Raw genomic sequence first — 17494 nt, forward strand, 5'->3', positions numbered from 1 at the left:
TGAAATCTTGTAAAACAAATCAGTTCAACTAACAGAACTTGTAAAGTAAAACAGAGAACTGAATAAAAGTAGTAAACCTAATTAGTTAATCGCATCCAATTCTGTCAACTAATTTTAGGAATAGTCATTGTGTCTGCTTCGTCCAAAATAAGAAGTGGCGAAAAGTGTAGAAAATCGAGTAAACGGTGTGAAATTAAGGAAGTAGCATTCAATATCAGAGAAAGCAAGCAAACTACAACACAATGTCCATAGCTGTAGAAGTATGGCAGGGAAGCATGACGACATGAATGAAATGTAGTGGCTTGCAAAACGAAGGACACGACGAAGCGTAAAAGGCAGCAGACACAAAGAAGGCACATCTGAGGATTAGGATGTCGAGAGTAAAGGCTAAATGGTTCTCGCAATGATTCGCAGAAGCGGTAGAAAGAAGAAATTCAGCAAGGAGAAAAAGAAGGGCTGACCTTCCTTCCAAAGCAGCCATTCGGTTCTGCTCGTGGAAGATGAGTTTAAGTTTATGATTACCCATGTATATATACATGTTTCCCAAACTCAGATGTCAGACCTGAAAAAGTATAGGAAGAGAAGTAAGAATGAGTTTACAGGTTTATGAAAACCATATATATGTATATGACGAAATAAACTTGTTTGTAGAACTTATAATCAGGAAACGACTTGATATTTCTTTCTCTTTGCCGAAAGAATGTTAATTTATTGATGGCTTTGAATGAAATCAGTACAAAAGTGCCACAAATAAAAATAATTGTGGTAATTTTGTACCATTGTTGCAACAAGAAATATGAAAAATAGAAACTCTTACATATCATCGGGAAGAATTAAAAGCCAAGGCAGAACCGCTTACTACAAGATGCTTGAAAGTGTACGCCAAGGTGAACTCATACAAATTCGTCGAGGTGTATATGCTCATGCTGACCAGCTCTCTGCTTGCATGATTGACATAGAAGCTGTTGTTCCAGAAGGCATCCTCTGCCTATGGTCTGCATGGAACATCTATGGTCTTACGACAACCTTGCCACAAGCATTTCATGTAGCAATAAAAAGAGACCGGAAGATAATAGTCCCAGAATATCCTCAGGTGAAGTTGCATCACTATACTGCATCTATCCTTGAATTAGGGGCAATAAGGAAGAGCATCGACGGATATAATATTCGTATATACGACATCGAGCGTTGCGTTTGCGATGCAATTAAATTCCGTAACAAAGTGGGACTGGATGTCTGCTCAGAGGTGATGAATAATTATCTTATGAGACATGAGCGTAATATTAGTAAACTGATGGACTATGCTCAACAGCTGCGTGTACATTCTATTCTTGAAAGGTATCTACAAGTAAAGCTATTAGCATAAAAAGAAACAACATGAAGAATAGAATGGACATTCAATATGAATCCTCAGCACAAATGAGGGATGAGTTTAGCAGGAGTCATAAGGGGCAGTTACTCGTCAAACAAAGGCATTGCGAGCACCTACACCAGATGTAACATGCATCAATTGAAGTGCCCATCTCTCAAATGCTGGATATGACACAGCAAAACGAGACTACACTTCATTTTGATATGAGCACATAGCAAAGCTGTGTCATTTATTGTTAAATATGTTAATTCTTTAATCCCGTAAAATAAGGCATAAAATGAAAAGAACAGAAAACATAATATTCACAATTAGCTGATAATCAGACTATGTTATTCTCAAACGGATGACGGCTCAATTATCATTCTTATATTTGTAAAACGTTGATAATCAGATATAGCGAAAATCTGCGTGGGAAAGTAGAGAATGTTAATCAGGGGCCACATCCCCAATGTAAGACAAGAAACGAGAAGAGTGACAAGACCATTGATTTTCAGTAATTTAAGAGGATTATACTCTATGTATGTCCTACGGCTCAAATGTCGTTCAAGTTATGTAATAAACGTGAGTTCGATGAATTCAAAATAGACTCAGCTGTGTGTCTAATGTACGTTGTACATTGATACACGGCTTTTTGGGAAACATACAATAAGCGGCGATAGCTCCCAACAGGTTCACGATGAAATTGTCAAAGCACCTGTGTCTTGAATGTTCCACTTGTGCAATATTCTTCAACTCGTCATTTACCGTTTCTATTATTGCTCGTTTCCTAAGCAGCAGCTTGTCAGACACGCTCATCAAGGCACCTTTCATGTTGTTTTTAAGTTTGGTGACAAGCTGTATGCCATCCACGAACAGGCGTTGGAAAAGGTTCTTGCTGATATACCCTTTATCTCCGACCAGCTTGCCATATATGAATTCTACGAAGGCTTTGTATTCCAATGGTTTCCTGTCATCCACATCTCCCGGGGTTATCATAAAGTTCAGCAACTCACCCCTCTCGTTACATATCAGATGCAGCTTAAAGCCAAAGGACCATCCCATGGAGCACTTGCCTCTTTGCGCAATGCCCTTGAATACCTTGTGGATATGTATCCTCTGGTTCCTGCATACTCTAAGGGGAGTGCTGTCCACGAAACTTATGCCAGTACATTTTCCGAGCAGCACCTTCTTGATGAATAGAGCCAAAGGGATGGCTACTTCCTTTTCAAGTTCCACGAATCGGTTGTATGAGACAACTTTCGGGAAGAGGTGACGCATATGTCTGCATACCTTTTCTATATAGAAATGTTTCAGGCAACGGTAGCCTGAATCATGAAACAGTATCATGATTACCATAATTTCTGCCTTTGACATGGTTGACTTGCGGTGATATTTCCGTTTCTTATCTGCTTTCAGCGTATATTTTTCCATAATGGCATCAAAAAACTTGCAAAAATCATCTGCAATACAAAATAATTCTGTAACTTTGTCCTCGGTGATCATAGCGATTATTGTTTGTAATTCTTTGTATTTCAACACTATAAAGTTACAACAATTTTCGCTAATCACCAAATTTTCAAGCACTTATATTTCGTCGAACTCACGTTAATAACTACTGATAATCAAAGCGTTACACTCTCTGTATTGACAACAGAAAATGATTGTCCAGAAAATCAAGAATCCTTTGTTGATGTCATTCTGGAAAAATTTCCAAGTCAATATAGGAAATATTGCCTCTTAAATTCAGAATTCTATGAATACGCATATAGTGCAGGACAACCTTTTACGGCACCAAGGCGTAAACCATGGCATTTTGACAAGATGTACGACATTCCCATGTATCTTGAAGAGTCAAAAGAAGAGAAATCTACCAACGAGAATGGTATTCATCCGGAAGATAATAATATTTCAACAAGATTAGGTCCTTTTTCTAGTGAAGAAGACATTAGAAGATTAGCACCCTACACCAGTGAAGAAGATTTAAAGCAGTTGGTTGAAAGTTGCCCACAACTTCAATCCCTTATTGATTCATTAGAATTACAACCCATAAATTCAACAGCAGAGCAACATATTGGTGAATGTCCATTCTAAGAAATATGTCACGTAGAGCAAAAATTTTATTGTTGTTATCCTGTTTGTTCATCACAACAGGAGGATGCGTTATTACGGTTATGAATCCGTTCGGTATATTAGATTATGCAATTTTAAAACACAAACACATGGAGCCATCAGTTTGTCCTCGGTGTAATGGACGATATTTGTATGTGGTATATGGTTTACCAGCAGAGGATGCAATTAGGCTCAAGCAGAAAGGATATATTTCTTTAGGCGGTTGCTGTGTTGATTCTACTAAAGGAAACAGGATATGTATGGATTGTGGTTATCCTAAAAGAAAACTCAAACCTAATGAATCGCATAGTATTATATTTCTTGGACATGAAATATGTTATAACATGAATGATTTATCTCAACAATTCGCAAGGATTTGTTCTGAGGATGATAATCTGATTTATGATAGTTTGACTCAGAATATAACAATATATGAGACAACTTTCCACTTGAATTATCACATGAAAGAAAAAGGCTTTATGCTTATGTCATCGGTTCAACCAGACGCCAAGCAGATGCACAAAGTCATTAAAGCCATTAGTAATTATCATGGAAAAGAAATGTTAGATGAACCAAATAATTATTTGTGGTGGCCTGAACTTAATGATTCTATCAAGTCCCCCAAAAATTATCCTTACATTCGATTGCGAAGAGTGCATTCTGATGAGGGAGGAACCGTGATAATTGTTAAATAATAAAGCGCATTAAGCTACTTGCCAGTACGATATGAAAATTAAAGTAAGAACCTTAACGTATATAGTTGTAACTGGAATATCAATAATCATCATAACATTGGTTTTCTGTAATTGTATTGTAAGCAACAATAGTAATGGAAGATTATATTTTGACGTTGATTCAATACAGCCTACAGAAGTTGGACTACTTCTTGGTACCACTCCCCAAACACGTGTTGGTGGACGCATGAATATGTTCTTCAAGTATCGTATTGATGCAGCAGAAGAACTGTACAATGCAGGAAAAATAAAGTATATTCTTATCAGTGGTGATGAGAATAGCCTTGATGGTATTAACGAACCTGAATGTATGAAAGATTCGTTGGTGGCTTGTGGTATTCCTGATAATGTAATCTTTCTTGACGGAAAAGGATTTCGCACCTTGGATTCAGTTGTTCGCGCGAATAAAGTATTTGGAGTCAGAATCTTTACAATCATATCACAGCGCTTCCATAACGAACGCGCTCTATATCTTGCTGAGCACCTAGGACTAGATATTGAAGAACTTCAAGCATATAACGCAAAAGAACCAACATCTGCCATGTCAATGATGACATACATTAGAGAATACTTTGCAAGGGTCAAGATGTTTTTGGATATTTGGACAGACAAGCAACCAATAAGTCTTGAAGATGGTGAACCTCTAGGAAATCAAATCATTGAATCGAGATTCAATAGTGATACATTCTGGCGAGATATAAACACAATTGATGCACATAATGAACAAGATACCATTGTTGGTAATTTCACAGGAAAGGGTATCGATACATTGTATGTTGAAATGGTTGAGAATCCCAAATATAATATTCAGAATGACGACATGGAGCAAATGTATATTTACTACCTTTCGTCAAACAACAAAAACATACCGAAGATTGAACTTTATGGTTGTGATGCTGCTCCTCCTAAATTGGTGAATGAAGGAGATCTTGACGGAAACGGCACTTGTGAGGTCGGCTACATCCATACATGGACAATGAGTCAATGGCGTTACTATCGCATATTCTCTTTGGTTAAAAACGAGTGGAGATACCTTGTTGAAGGTGATTACCTCGATACTCCTGAATGGTTCAGGCATTCGGGTGTAGAAGTAGCAGAACCTGGCAAGAAAAAAGGAACTGTTCTCATACATCATTACTATGAAGGTTATGACGAAATTAAAGAAGAGAGAATAGCTGAAATTCGCGATACAATAGTCATACCGACATTCAATATTATTGATGACTAGCATTAAAAAAGACGCATCACCCAATAAGGATGGTGCGTCAATTTGATAACAGATAAAGCCTTGTCAAAAGACTACTGATTACATCTGAATCTCGTCAACAATCTTCTCAAACGCAAACTTCACCGCATTGCGCTGATACTTGTCATGTGGGAAGATGGTACTGTAGCACTTCACAGTAACGCATTGCTTGATACGAGGTGTAATATCTCCATAAACTTCAAGTAAATCCTTGGCTTTGTTGCGAGCATCCTGAATCTCAGGGCGTCGCAACTCAATCTCGCTGATACAGTTAGGAATGAACAGCATCTTTGCCTTGCTAATCTGAACGAACAGATCAGCAAAGAGAATTGTCGTGTCGAGATTGTCGAAGTCATAGCGAGTTGGTACCACGGCTAAATCAGCAGCAGCGTAGATGTGCTGAAGGCAAGCGTCATTGATGTTGCCAGGGCAATCAATGAGGATAACTGCCGGAACCTCCTTTAGCTTCTGCATGTTTGACTTCACCTCGTCAGCATTGGCGGTGCTGAAAGGCAATAACTGATATGGCAGTTCTGCATCTTGATGCTCTGCCAGTTCACGCTGACGATGACGGACAAGCGTCTGCTGGATGTCCGCATCATAGACTATAACAGGGATGCCCTTGTCAACAAGGTGCATAGCGAGGTTAGCACACACGGTACTTTTACCTCCGCCACCCTTAAGTCCAACCGTTACAATGATTTTGTTTTGCATTGTCATAAAGTTGTTAAATTGTTAATAATAAAGATATAACGATCACTTCTGATTCTCTAATCTCTTCTTTTCTGCCTCCTGATGCTGACGCTTCTCCCATTCCTTCTTCATGTACTTCTCGAAGGCAACGGAATCGTAAGCGTTACGAAGGTGCTGCTTGTCCTCCCGACGAATGAGTTCCTTCAAGTTCTCAATGGTCGTAAAGTAATCCTTGTCAGCAACGAGGAAAGGACGAATGGTTCTGTACTCGAAAAACTCATCATCGAGTTTAGCCTTATACGCATCCACTGCGACATAAGCAGCAACACCGAAAACAACACCCATGATGGCAACTGTAAAGGCTATCATGTGTTTGATCTTGTCTGAGGCATATCCACTGTAGAACTTCACGAATCTGCGCTTAGTCTTACGCCATGAAGACTTTCTTTTTTTCTTCTTGGCTTCCTGCTCGTAGTGTTCGAGAATAACTGTCCTTATGTGTTCCTTGACGGTAGCAAGAATTTCTTCCTTCTCCTCTTTGTGGCGATTACCTTTCCAGTTCATCCAACGAATAAGCAGATGTTCCATTAGATAGTCATTGTTCTTGTAATGGACGCTATCGTCAACGGTCGCAGGAACTACCTTTGGAGGCGCAGGCTTTGGCATTCTGGCAAGAATGGATTCTGCCATAGTCTTATAACCTTCTTGATTGAAAGTTACCTTCAGCGCATCTTTGTTGTATTCATCTACAGTGCCATCATCCTTGATGGTCATGCCAAAATACAGTCCTAACGAGGCAAGACCGTTCATAACGGCATTGTGTCGGGTGCGATTACTACTGCCTTGCGCCTGAATCGTCTGGTTGATCTGACCAACCTGTTCGATGATAACAGCACCCTCAGATTGTGGTTCCTGGTCTTTTTTCTTAGCCATAATTTTATCGCTTAGGTTTATATTGTGGTTTCTTTGACTTGGAATGTAGAACGCTCATATTGAACTTAAACTTCCAGCGTTCATCGTCATCATCCTTCTTGCCCCAACCACTTGACTGTCCGCCACCTCCACCGCCAACAGACAACTGAGGCTGATATGGGGTGAGAATGACGAATAGCAGAACTGCCAGAGGCACGAAGTCAGAATTGCCATCCTTGGATGGAATGAGGTCGCCCTGGTCAACCAACTTGTCGTACATTGAATCACCGATAGCCGTTCTGACACTAGGCAATTTGAGTTTTGGCACTCCATTAGGATAAATGTCATCGAACGTCTTAGTGGTGCGAAGAGCAGTGAAATACTCGCTCATAGGCAAGCGATGCAGGTAGGCTTCACGCTTCTCCTCGTAGTGCTCACGGACGTTTTCATGAACGATCTCAATAAAATCGCCGTACTTCTCAGAGAGTTTTGCCAGAGTCATAGACTTGTCAATCTGCCTTCCGCTGAAACTGAATCCTTCTGTGCTGAACGAAACACCGAGAATCTTTCCGGTCACATTGTTGACATGGAGTTTCATCTTGATGTCATCCTTTGCAAGTTCATCCTCAAAGCCTTTCCAGGTTTCAGTCTTCTCCTTTGCAGCACAGATGGCATCATAGATTTTGTACTTTGCCTTATCCTTACCACGAAGCCTGTCACGACTGACATCTACCTTTCCTGACGATATGTGAAGACCATATTTCTGAGTAAGTTCGAGTGCTACACGAGCTGCACGTCCTTCTTCAAAAGAGTCGCTAACTACGTTGCCTTTAGAATCAACACGAGTGGTTAAGCCGTGCATGTGAGGATTCTTTGCTGACTTATGACGAGCAAGGATATTCTCTGTGTCCTTGTAGCCCATTCGGGTTAAGAACTCAAGCCATATCCTGGTCATCAGTTCGTCTGTCAGTTTTGGACTGTCCCATCTGCTAAAAGACAGGATGAAGTGTCGTACTGGCTCCCCAAGATTATGATCTCCCTTTCGGGCATACGAATCCATAAGCATAGCCATCATTCTGTTATCCGCATTGGGCGGTATTCCCGAAGAATGATAGATCAGACGCGCACCCTTCTTTTGCTTGTCCTTGCCGTAGATGTCAGTGATGTAATCAATAGCACCTTTGAAGTTCTGTCCCTTAACAATCTTTGCAATCATTGTTATCCCATTTGTTTTGCTGATTTGTTATTCCAAATAGTTCTCCCATCAGGCTTTGGACAGGTCACCACCTTTGAAGATTCGGGTTATCAAAGTGATGATCAGATTCAGTACTTCCATGCACTTAGCTTCTAGGGAATACAGACCTCCTAGATTTGCTTGGTGAGCAATCTGGTTTACGTTGTTTGCCATGCCAGCTAACTTACGTACATAGTCAGTCTGTTCTTCATCCGTATAAATTGGGTCTTCTGATTGCAATGGTGCATCGTGCATCCACTTTTTGGTAGATCTCTTATGCTTCTTCGCTTCCATTTCCATCTTCTCCAACTCAGTGTCATTGTATGAAACCTTGAACTGGTGGCGACGTTTCTTATAGGATTCAAGTTTAGGGCGACCGCCTTTCTTCTGTGTATCTATTCTATTTTGTTTTGACATATTCTTGAAAAATTGTAGTTTAACATAAAGCCAGTGTTCTGTCAGCATTAGACAGATTGGTGGCGTGTGCTCTGCCATATCCTTCGGCTGAATGGCATAGCCAATTCTTCCATAGGTTCTACGAAGTAGCCTCCAAATGAATAACTCTCCGGCATCGGTGTAAAGTCCTCTGGCATCATCTAAGGATGGAATACCGCAGGATGCATTAACCAAGGCTTACAGGTGATTTTTCAACTCTGGCTTCCGAGTACTGGGAGTGAATGAAAGTTCCAGTAGCATAGCGATGGATCTTGAAGTCACATCCAATACTTATAGGAAGCAGCGTAGCGTCATTCGGCAGGTCGTAAGACCGTTGCTGTCAGACTCATCGAACCGCCAGAGGTGGTGAAGAATGAGTAGGTTTTGAGTACTCAAAACACTAACTTGCTTTGAAAAATCACCTACCTATTTTTTACCCGTTTACGGCATGGCTTTCAGCCTTGTTTTTCGACTTTTGAACGCTTGCCGTGAGGCTTTTGCTTTACAGGTGGAGATGTGATAACCGAAGGAATTACAAAGCCGAGGTTGGCTCCAGTCATCTGGTTTACGATGTCTGTCATAGACAGTGGTGTTGCCTCTGTCGGTGACGAATCTCCTTGCTCTTGCAAGTCTTCAGAAACGGACGGATCTTCATCAGAAGTTTCGTGCGTATCTATATTAGAAGATGTGCCAGGTTTCTGAGTGTCGATAGACTCCGAAGGATTATCTGCCTCGTCTGGTGAATCATCAGGTGTATGCTCGTCAGACTGCTGAAGGTTGGCAGATTGGAACTGCTCAGCATCGTCAACTTTGATATGCTGCTCGTCTGCATCCTGGTTGGAACACTCATTGGGCAATATCTGCTTGTCAGGTTGCTCAATGGGTGTGCTATCAGGATTTTGACCAGAGGGAGAAGGATTGTCTTCAACAGCATCCGTATGACTCTGTAATGCGTCAGCCTTTTGTTCTCCAGAATGGCATAACTCATGATAGCCATCTTCATCAGTCCATCCAACAACAGATACCATATCTGCTATGGATGCCAGTTTGGATGGAGTGCGACGGATAAGACCGAGTTCAACAAATCTGTCCAGTACCTTGGTCATTGGTTTCGGTCCTATGCCGAGTCGCTTACAGAGAGAGTTGACCGAGCAATCCAGTTCTCCCTGTGACAGGGTGATCTGAATGCCTCGCTTGACGATAGTACCATTGGTTTGGGATAACTGATTCAGTAATTCCGAATAGATATTCCAGATTGTTACTCCATTTGTTATCCCACCAAGGTATTCACAAGCCTCTGGAGAGAGCTCGACACGAACTTTCCCGAAGTGAAGTGTATTATCATTTTTGTTTGCCATACTTTGGATGTTTTACGTTCTCGTTGTGCTACTGCCTATGGTGATGTTCTGTTATCCCGATTCTGGCAGTAGCATTTTTGCAAGGAAATCAATTCTGTTATCCCACTTACGCCCCGTCTTCGTCCTCATCCTTTGCTGCGATACGGTTGGCACGAACCCAAGCGAGGAGTTCCTTGCGCTCAAAAAGTATGAGTTTGCCATGGGGCTTGTAATATGGAATCTCGTGTGCGCTTGTTAACTTGTACAGAGTGCTGCGAGAAATTCCTGTATAGAGCGAAGCCTCTTCGAGAGTGAGTACATCCTTGCCGTTGCGAAGAACATTCTCCAGATTCTCGACACGATGCTTCAACTGTGAGACCTGAATGATCAGGTTCTCGGTCTTCTCGATATTGCTGATAGAATACATCATATCTGCTGTTATCGCCATTGGTCAGATGGCATTCGTGTTGGCGTTCATGTTGACCAGACAAGAACGCATGTAAATAGTCCTACCCACCCACCGCTGTATGTCGCTACTCTGGCATGTTTGCCTTGACCTCGTGCCACTTGACATAGCCGGCTGCGGTGTCTTTCTCTACATGGTCGTTCATGAAACGACGGATGTCAGAGAGAGCATAGACACATTTTCTGCCAAATTTGCGATGGCAAAGAAGTCCATGCTTATGCCAAGACCAAAGGGTGCTGTCACATACGTCGAAAATACTTTTCACTTCTTTTCGAGTAAGGAACTTTTCTTCGGCTTCGTCTTCCTTACGCTGCTGAGTTTCCTCATTGGCGTGATTCTCCAGTGCTCTTTGGACAATGGTATCTGCAAAGCGCAGGAGATCGTTGGAAGAGACAACGAGCATGACGTTGTTGCCAGACTTGATGATTTCGTTTAACTCCATATATGGTATATTAGAGGTAAAACACTGCGCTGTCTCACTAACTTCTCAGGGTGCTCTAAATCCGACAGCTTCAGGAAAAAGAAACACCGCCAATTCAGCTGAGATTCTGAATGGCGGTTCAAAGGTAATACTTTTTAATTGACTGATAATTATACCTATAAAGGACAGATTTGGACTGTCCACTGTAGTCCACTGGCTTAACATTATTTTACACAAAAAGCAAAGAAAATCGTCCTCAGCAAGTGTCCGATTGTGGATTTTTTGCTGAGGACGATGTATTTTTATGATTCCTTTATGAGTCGCTTAAGATCGAGGAATCGGCGTAGTTTTGCTATGAGATAAAGCAGTGCATTACGTGCGGTAAGTGTGCGACCAAGGAACTTGATGCTTCCGTCATCTTTTCTTGTATAGCCGATGGTGGCACGCAGTGTAATTTTCCGCTTCTCCTTTTGTGTTTCGAGCCATTTCTTTTCTTGGGCGTTCAAATCTGCCGCATAGGTGAAGTATTTGGAGAAGTAGCGATGGTAGGCGCTCTTGTTCGGAGTAAGTTCAAACTCCTTTATCATGAGCGAACGGCTGACATCCATAGGAAGGAGTCCGTCTTCTATTGCACATATTATATATAGTACAGCACTTTCAATCTTGTTGGGACTAATAAGCTGGTGAAGACCTTCACTTATGTCATCGTAATGTTCTGGATGCAAGACCACCTCAATCAACTTTGTCGGAATCTCCTGCATGGATAGCCACTTGAAGATTTTCAGCATCCTGGTAATCATGAAAAGTTTGAGACCCCTATATGACTTATGCATGAGTTGATGCATTATTTCATCTATCTCGTCATAGTGATTATGGCACTTTACGATGAACCAGAGTAGCGTGCGTCTTATTGCTGGTTTCTTGGCTGCAAGCTCTTCCATTGGAATGTCATAGGTCGTGATTGCGATGAGGGTCATTGCAAGTGCATCGAGACTTGGCTTTGGAACATCTTCATTGAACTCGCCTTCAATGATATGCTCTTCCAGTACACCCTTCAGCCATATCATGTTTTTCTCCGACGTAGTTCTGGGCGGCTTGCCGTATGTAATTTCGAGTTCTTCGTATATTTCTTCTTCTGTCATGTGCTAATGATTTTGAGGGTCAGACATGTTGCATCATCAGTCATAATGTCTTCTTTTGGAACACTAGCATTGCCAGATGACAAATCCTGTTCATAGATATTATAGAATCCATCTGTACACAAGAATAGAATATCACCCGTCTGCAATGGTATGTTCTTTGTCGGAACGTCATCACGCAAACCTCCTCCTTTCAAACAGCGTGTAAGCATCTTCTGCCCATAACCTATATCCATCACATGGTCAGTGGTGAGTTGCTGTAGCTGATTGTCTCTATACAGATATAGGCGAACATTACCTTGCCAAGCAACCTCACATGATGTTTCTGTGATTATCAGTGCCGTTACGACTGCTCCCATATTGCTATGGTTTGCAAGGCTCAATTCATGGAGTTTGTTGTCTGCATACTTGAAAGCCTCTTGCCAAAGGTTGTCTGCTTCAAGATTTTTGGAAACGTATTCGGCAATACCCTCACATACACACTCTGCAGCTTCAGCACCGAGTGATAATCCTCCCATGCCATCAGCCATAATGACAAGAGTACGTCCTTCGAGTTCTACCACCTTGCAGTAGTCCTCGTTCTGGCTGTCATAGTCTTTTGTGAATAGTTCTGTTGTCATGCCGAAAGAATATTTACGATGTTCTGTAATGCGAGTCTTATGTTTGAGTAGTTACGCACTTTACTATTGTTCGATGCTGTAACAAGATGTTGAACGAGTTTGCTGTTATCTTCTAATGACAGCTCGCTGTTGATGAAATCTACATAGTACGTGCGGTGTTCATCTGATAGTAATGAACGGAGTTCTGATGCTATCCATTGCGCCCCTGCTACGAAATCATCAAATGAAGGGTCATCGGAATTTGTCACCTGCTCTGGTGGTGGGAACTTGTCAACGATGGAAGTCCAGTAGAAGTTGTCTATGATATAGAACATGTCACGTGCATCCTTGTCTGTTTTCAAGTGACGGTCTATCCATGCGTCGAGCTTTATCAAGAACTGACCACTTAGCGATGCTATGCAGAACCGTACATTCCCGTCCACGATAATGGTGTCTGCATCCTTCATAACATCCTCAAAACATCTTACCGACATCTCTGGATTGCCTTCAGGAGGCCATCCTATAACCTCGTTGTTGGCAAGAGGTCCGAATGGAACGACATCAACTTCATAGTCATTCGTGCCGTCCTCACCTTTGTAATAGAACTTCTGCTTGGCATACGGATCCTTCTTGAAATTGTTCTTTTGAAGCAACTCCGAAACCTTATCAAACATTTTCCAATTGTCAAGAGCGATGGCAACGTCAATATCAATGGTACGTCTTGCCGAAGCTGGTACATTAAGAACTTTTATAGCTATGTCTCTTGCACATGCTCCAACAACATACAACTGGAGATTCAGTTGCTCCAATGATTTCTGTAAAGCACCTAATGTCTCGTACAGAGGATCATTGGCAAACTTCGCCTTGTCTATCTTATATTCCATTCTTTATCAATCTTTGTGCTGCCTCTATCTGGCGGCTGTCACCGCTATTCATGAGGTCTGCATATATTATTAGCTTTGGTGCAACCTTGGTGGCATCGTCATCATTCCAGAACTTCTGGTATAGAGTTATTTCTCCGTTCTCATTTGGCATTACCATACCTGTTGTCATCAACATTGCACTTGGTTTTGATGTGTATATATCGAACGAACCTGGAACGAGATAACCATCTGTAAGGTATGCACCGCAATCTCCGCCCCATGACATGCCCTCAGGCAGATTCATCTCCTGCCAGTTACCACGCATCTCGTCTGTCCTGAAACTCATTCTTCTGAGCATCAGCTTAGGTCTGATTGTCTGATTGTATGCCTGAACCAAGAGTTCCAGCAACTTGTCTTCGTTAATGAGTTTCCTGCCTTTGTCTGTATGCATGACAAATTGCCTGTTGGTCAGTTCCTCAATAGTATTCTTGATAGAGCCGAGAGACAAACCTGTCTCACTTGAAATGGTTCGATATGCCTTGCCTATGAAGGATTTGTCAGACAGAAAGCGATATATAAGTTTGATTGCACCTTCTGATAGGGAGTGGCTCTTAGTATCATTCCTATATGTATTCTTCTGACCTGAGACATTCACACACAAAAGTCCGTGCTTAATCATGCAGTTTCCAGCATAGTCTATCACACTAATTCCGTTATCATACATGGTTTGCATAATAGATGGCTGAACATAACCTAACACTAATAGAATTGGTAGGTTTGTTGCTTCATGTGCATCCTTGGCTTGTTGTATGGTAAATGACATGTTTGAGCTCATGACAACACTTTTTGCTATTACGCCAAAAGTGGTATCTGCCACGGAAATAGTTGAATCAAGGATTCTATTCTGTGACATGATGCTTGAAACATCACAACCACCCAGCTTATCTGAGATGTTTTTGCACGCTTGATCTATTAGTTCTTTTTCTTTAATTGATGACATTGTTCACTGTTTTGTATGCGTTCATAAATTGATGAACGCCACAAAATTACTGAACAAAATTTGATTAACCAAGGTTTTTCTATAATATTTACGCATTTGTGTCCATTTTTATATTTCTTTAGTAGTTGAAATGTAAATTATCGGCAATTTCTGGAGTTTATTGCCGATAATTTACACGTTCTATTAGTCAATCATCTCCACCAACTCACGCTTCATCTCCATGTCGATCTCACGGTAGCGAGCGAAGGCACGGCTTCCATCAGTGTGACCAGAGAGTGAGGCAACAAGGCTTGGATCCTTCACCTTCTTATAGAGGTTACCGATGAAGGTCTTGCGTGCAGTATGGGTTGTTGCAACATCGCACAAAGGCTTCATCTCTGACTCTCTTGTCATGAGGTTGATGACAACAACCTTTCTGTTGATGCCGACATGCTTGAGAATCTTGCGGATATTCTTGTTGTAGTCGCTGTAATTGAACTTTGGCAGGATGCGGTCACCAAGGTCATTGTACTTTTCAAGGATTGCCTTTGCCTTGTCGTTGAGTGGCACACGAATGGTACGAGGGTTATGTCCCTTTGTCTTTTCTGCAATGTATTCAACTGCTCCGTCAACGATGTTGTCCTTACGCAGAGTGAGCAAGTCGCCTGCACGACAACCTATCAAACATTGGAACATGAAGATGTCTCGATACACCTGCATTCCTCTACAGCAGTCACTGAGGTCTGCATGGTAAACTTTGTCTCGCTCTTCGAGGTTGAGATAGAAAGGAGGTCCATATATTACCTTTGGAGTCTCGAAGGTCGCAAACGGATCGTTGGTGGTGAGTTTGTTCTTCAGACAGTAGTTGATGACGGTGTGTATGCGACGGAAAATAGTGTTGAGACTGTTCTCTGACTGTTCGCGTGGCGCATAGCCTTTTTCAATGTCTGTATAGAGCTCAGGATATTCATCGTAGAAGTCAACCTCCTTACAGATGAATGCCTGGAGCGAACGCAAGTCATCGGATGTCATCGTGTCAACGTTGAGTCCGAAGTTCCTGTGCTTCATGATTGTCTTCATGTACTCAGTGTAGCGGTCAACCTTCTTGGCTATACCCAGCAAGCGCAACTTTGCTCTTGGGGTAAGTGGGCGGTTCTCTGCATACTGACGGATGCGGTTCTGCAAGAGGTTCTCCTTGTTCTTGCTTACACGCTTGTTAATGTCTGGATGGTGATACTCTTCAATGAGGGTCTTCAACCATTCGCCATCTGCACCTCGGTAGTATTTCTCTGAGATAAGAGTCTTCAGTTCGCTTATCTTCTTCTCGAAGTCAACCTTGGCAGATTCGCTTACGAGTGATACGCGTGACTTGTAGCCTTGCTTCTCTGCATTCCAATGGTTAGGATTGATGGAGAGTTCGCTTGCAGCCTTGATGTCAGTCTTGCCATCACGCACACGGAAGTATATATGTACGGTCTCGTTGGGAGTGCCCTTGACCGTAACCTGTCGGATAAATGCTGTTACCTTCATTGTGTTGTTGCTTTTATGTTAGTTGATGAGGTTTACCAATTCTATCTTGATGTCTTCATCTATCTCTCTATATCGTGTAAAGGAGCGACTACCCTTTGTGTGTCCTGTCATGGAACAGATGAGTTCTGGGTCTTTGACCTTCTTGTAGAGGTTACCGATGAAGGTGCGTCTTGCCATGTGGCTTGATGCAATCTCATTTATCGGCTTCTGCTCGTCTGCTCCTGTAACAGGATTTCTGACAGTCACCACTCTTGTTATACCACAGATGGTGAATAGTCTCTTAATCTCCTTATTCAACGCAGCGGTATTGGTGGTTACTGCGTGCTTTGGGAAGAGAAGGTGTCCGTCAGAATAGTTCCTTGCAAGAATCTCCTTTGCCTTGGAGTTGAGAGGAACATCTACAGAGTTTCCTTGTCTGCCCATTGTCTTATGGGGGATGTAGGTCAGTACTCCGTCATGGATGTTGTCGTATGTCAGCTTGCGGAGGTCACCGACTCTGCATCCTATAAGCGACTGGAACATGAAGAAGTCACGTGCCATCTGTATTGACATGCAATGCTTGCTGAGGTCTGCATTGTAAATCTTGTCTCGCTCTTCCAACGTAATATATATAGGTGTGCCGAGTGTTGGGTCAGGATTGGAAACCTGGTCGCAGGACTTGTTCGTGGTATAGCCTTGCCTTATGCACCAATGGTGAATGGTTCTTAGATGGCGTATCATGAAGGTTATGCTAACTATTGCCATTGGCTTGGGAACACTGACACCTTTCAAACCGAACTGAGAATAGAAGTCTGCATATTCTTTGAATAGTTCGTGCTCACTTTGTATGTACTCTTCGAAGTCGTGGTAATCATCGGATGTGATGGTCTCAACATAGAGGTGGAAATCCTTAATGCCATCTATCTCCCTCTTGTAAGCCTCATACCTCTTCAACTTTTTTAGGGTAGGCTTATATATGTTGTAAGAGTTTTCTGCCATCTTATGCTCATTGAGGTATTGCTCAAAGCGATCAATGAAGGTTGGAGTGGAACGCTTTTGCTCAATATTAGGGAACATACAGCGGTTTACAACCTCTCGTACCCAAACAGCATCTGCCGTTTCGGCATCGTACTCATCTGATAACTTGGTAATGATGTCGGTGACAAGAGTCTTGACCTTCTTCTTGTCAGCAGAAGACAGTTTCCTTGTCTTGCCATAACCAGGGATGTCGTTATCCCAAAACTCACTCATGACAAGGATGTCCGTTCTCACTTTGAGATCGAGATTCTTGTCACGCAAACGAAAACACAGATACGCGTTTCCCTCGCTCCCCGAATTATGAGGGCACTGAAAAACTACCGTTATTTCCATTTTATCGGCGTGGTCAGGCGTCATTATCGGGCGTTTACGAGGCGTTCTGGCTACGATGTGTGGTGAGAGTAAAAAGCAAAAATCGTCCCCGAGAAG

General features: G+C 42.1%; 17 protein-coding genes and 1 pseudogene. 4 read left to right on the forward strand and 14 right to left on the reverse strand.

All coding sequences use genetic code 11. The annotated features are described in order from the left end of the window. Nucleotides 1-796: 796 nt before the first annotated feature. Nucleotides 797-1366: a hypothetical protein gene (locus CIK94_RS13230; RefSeq protein ID WP_173845724.1), complete on the forward strand. Its 570-nt coding sequence runs from the start codon at nt 797-799 to the stop codon at nt 1364-1366. 582 nt (nt 1367-1948) lie between these two features. Here CIK94_RS13230 and CIK94_RS13235 read toward each other — a convergent pair. Further along, nucleotides 1949-2854, reverse strand: a complete 906-nt coding sequence (locus tag CIK94_RS13235) for an IS982 family transposase (RefSeq protein WP_094423321.1) — start codon at nt 2852-2854, stop codon at nt 1949-1951. Nucleotides 2855-2995: 141 nt separating this feature from the next. Between CIK94_RS13235 and CIK94_RS14220 the strand changes: the two genes are divergently transcribed. The 3 genes and pseudogenes from CIK94_RS14220 to CIK94_RS14975 all read left to right on the forward strand — a co-directional run. Beyond that, nucleotides 2996-3442 carry a hypothetical protein gene (locus CIK94_RS14220; protein ID WP_144008414.1) on the forward strand — a complete coding sequence of 149 codons (447 nt, stop codon included), beginning with the start codon at nt 2996-2998 and terminating at the stop codon, nt 3440-3442. 5 nt (nt 3443-3447) lie between these two features. Continuing rightward, nucleotides 3448-4155: a hypothetical protein gene (locus tag CIK94_RS14225; protein WP_144008415.1), complete on the forward strand. Its 708-nt coding sequence runs from the start codon at nt 3448-3450 to the stop codon at nt 4153-4155. 31 nt (nt 4156-4186) lie between these two features. Beyond that, nucleotides 4187-4813 (forward strand): annotated as a pseudogene (locus tag CIK94_RS14975) (vancomycin high temperature exclusion protein); the annotation flags it as partial. Between the two features lie 687 nt (nt 4814-5500). Here the strand turns inward: CIK94_RS14975 and CIK94_RS13250 are convergent. The 13 genes from CIK94_RS13250 to CIK94_RS13310 form a co-directional block, all read right to left on the reverse strand. Next, on the reverse strand, nt 5501-6154 hold the full coding sequence (locus CIK94_RS13250; protein ID WP_158216583.1) for a ParA family protein: 654 nt from the start codon (nt 6152-6154) through the stop codon (nt 5501-5503). A gap of 42 nt (nt 6155-6196) precedes the next feature. After that, nucleotides 6197-7066, reverse strand: coding sequence for a hypothetical protein (locus CIK94_RS13255; protein WP_094423309.1), 870 nt, complete (start codon nt 7064-7066; stop codon nt 6197-6199). Nucleotides 7067-7070: 4 nt separating this feature from the next. Further along, entirely contained in the window at nt 7071-8261 is a 1191-nt protein-coding gene (locus CIK94_RS13260; RefSeq protein WP_094423310.1) for a relaxase/mobilization nuclease domain-containing protein, read from the reverse strand. A gap of 48 nt (nt 8262-8309) precedes the next feature. After that, nucleotides 8310-8774: a MobC family plasmid mobilization relaxosome protein gene (locus tag CIK94_RS13265; RefSeq protein WP_094423311.1), complete on the reverse strand. Its 465-nt coding sequence runs from the start codon at nt 8772-8774 to the stop codon at nt 8310-8312. 395 nt (nt 8775-9169) lie between these two features. Then, a complete protein-coding gene (locus CIK94_RS13270) occupies nt 9170-10072 on the reverse strand; it encodes a MarR family winged helix-turn-helix transcriptional regulator (RefSeq protein WP_094423312.1) in 903 nt (300 codons plus the stop codon). A 106-nt stretch (nt 10073-10178) separates the two neighbouring features. Next, a complete protein-coding gene (locus tag CIK94_RS13275; RefSeq protein WP_371591831.1) occupies nt 10179-10481 on the reverse strand; it encodes a helix-turn-helix domain-containing protein in 303 nt (100 codons plus the stop codon). 103 nt (nt 10482-10584) lie between these two features. Next, entirely contained in the window at nt 10585-10959 is a 375-nt protein-coding gene (locus tag CIK94_RS13280; protein ID WP_094423313.1) for an AlpA family transcriptional regulator, read from the reverse strand. 281 nt (nt 10960-11240) lie between these two features. Continuing rightward, complete coding sequence (locus CIK94_RS13285) at nt 11241-12080, reverse strand: hypothetical protein (protein ID WP_094423314.1); 840 nt, start codon at nt 12078-12080, stop codon at nt 11241-11243. Further along, nucleotides 12077-12697: a PP2C family serine/threonine-protein phosphatase gene (locus tag CIK94_RS13290; RefSeq protein ID WP_094423315.1), complete on the reverse strand. Its 621-nt coding sequence runs from the start codon at nt 12695-12697 to the stop codon at nt 12077-12079. The genes CIK94_RS13285 and CIK94_RS13290 overlap by 4 nt, the downstream gene beginning before the upstream one ends. Then, entirely contained in the window at nt 12694-13560 is an 867-nt protein-coding gene (locus CIK94_RS13295; protein WP_094423316.1) for a hypothetical protein, read from the reverse strand. Before CIK94_RS13295 ends, CIK94_RS13290 begins: the two co-directional genes overlap by 4 nt. Beyond that, on the reverse strand, nt 13550-14539 hold the full coding sequence (locus CIK94_RS13300; RefSeq protein ID WP_094423317.1) for a type IV toxin-antitoxin system AbiEi family antitoxin: 990 nt from the start codon (nt 14537-14539) through the stop codon (nt 13550-13552). The genes CIK94_RS13295 and CIK94_RS13300 overlap by 11 nt, the downstream gene beginning before the upstream one ends. Nucleotides 14540-14722: 183 nt before the next feature. Further along, nucleotides 14723-16048, reverse strand: coding sequence for a site-specific integrase (locus CIK94_RS13305; protein WP_094423318.1), 1326 nt, complete (start codon nt 16046-16048; stop codon nt 14723-14725). Nucleotides 16049-16066: 18 nt separating this feature from the next. Beyond that, nucleotides 16067-17278, reverse strand: coding sequence for a tyrosine-type recombinase/integrase (locus CIK94_RS13310; RefSeq protein WP_158216584.1), 1212 nt, complete (start codon nt 17276-17278; stop codon nt 16067-16069). Nucleotides 17279-17494: the final 216 nt, after the last annotated feature.

This window comes from Prevotella sp. P4-51, from assembly GCF_002251455.1.
Lineage (GTDB): Bacteria > Bacteroidota > Bacteroidia > Bacteroidales > Bacteroidaceae > Prevotella.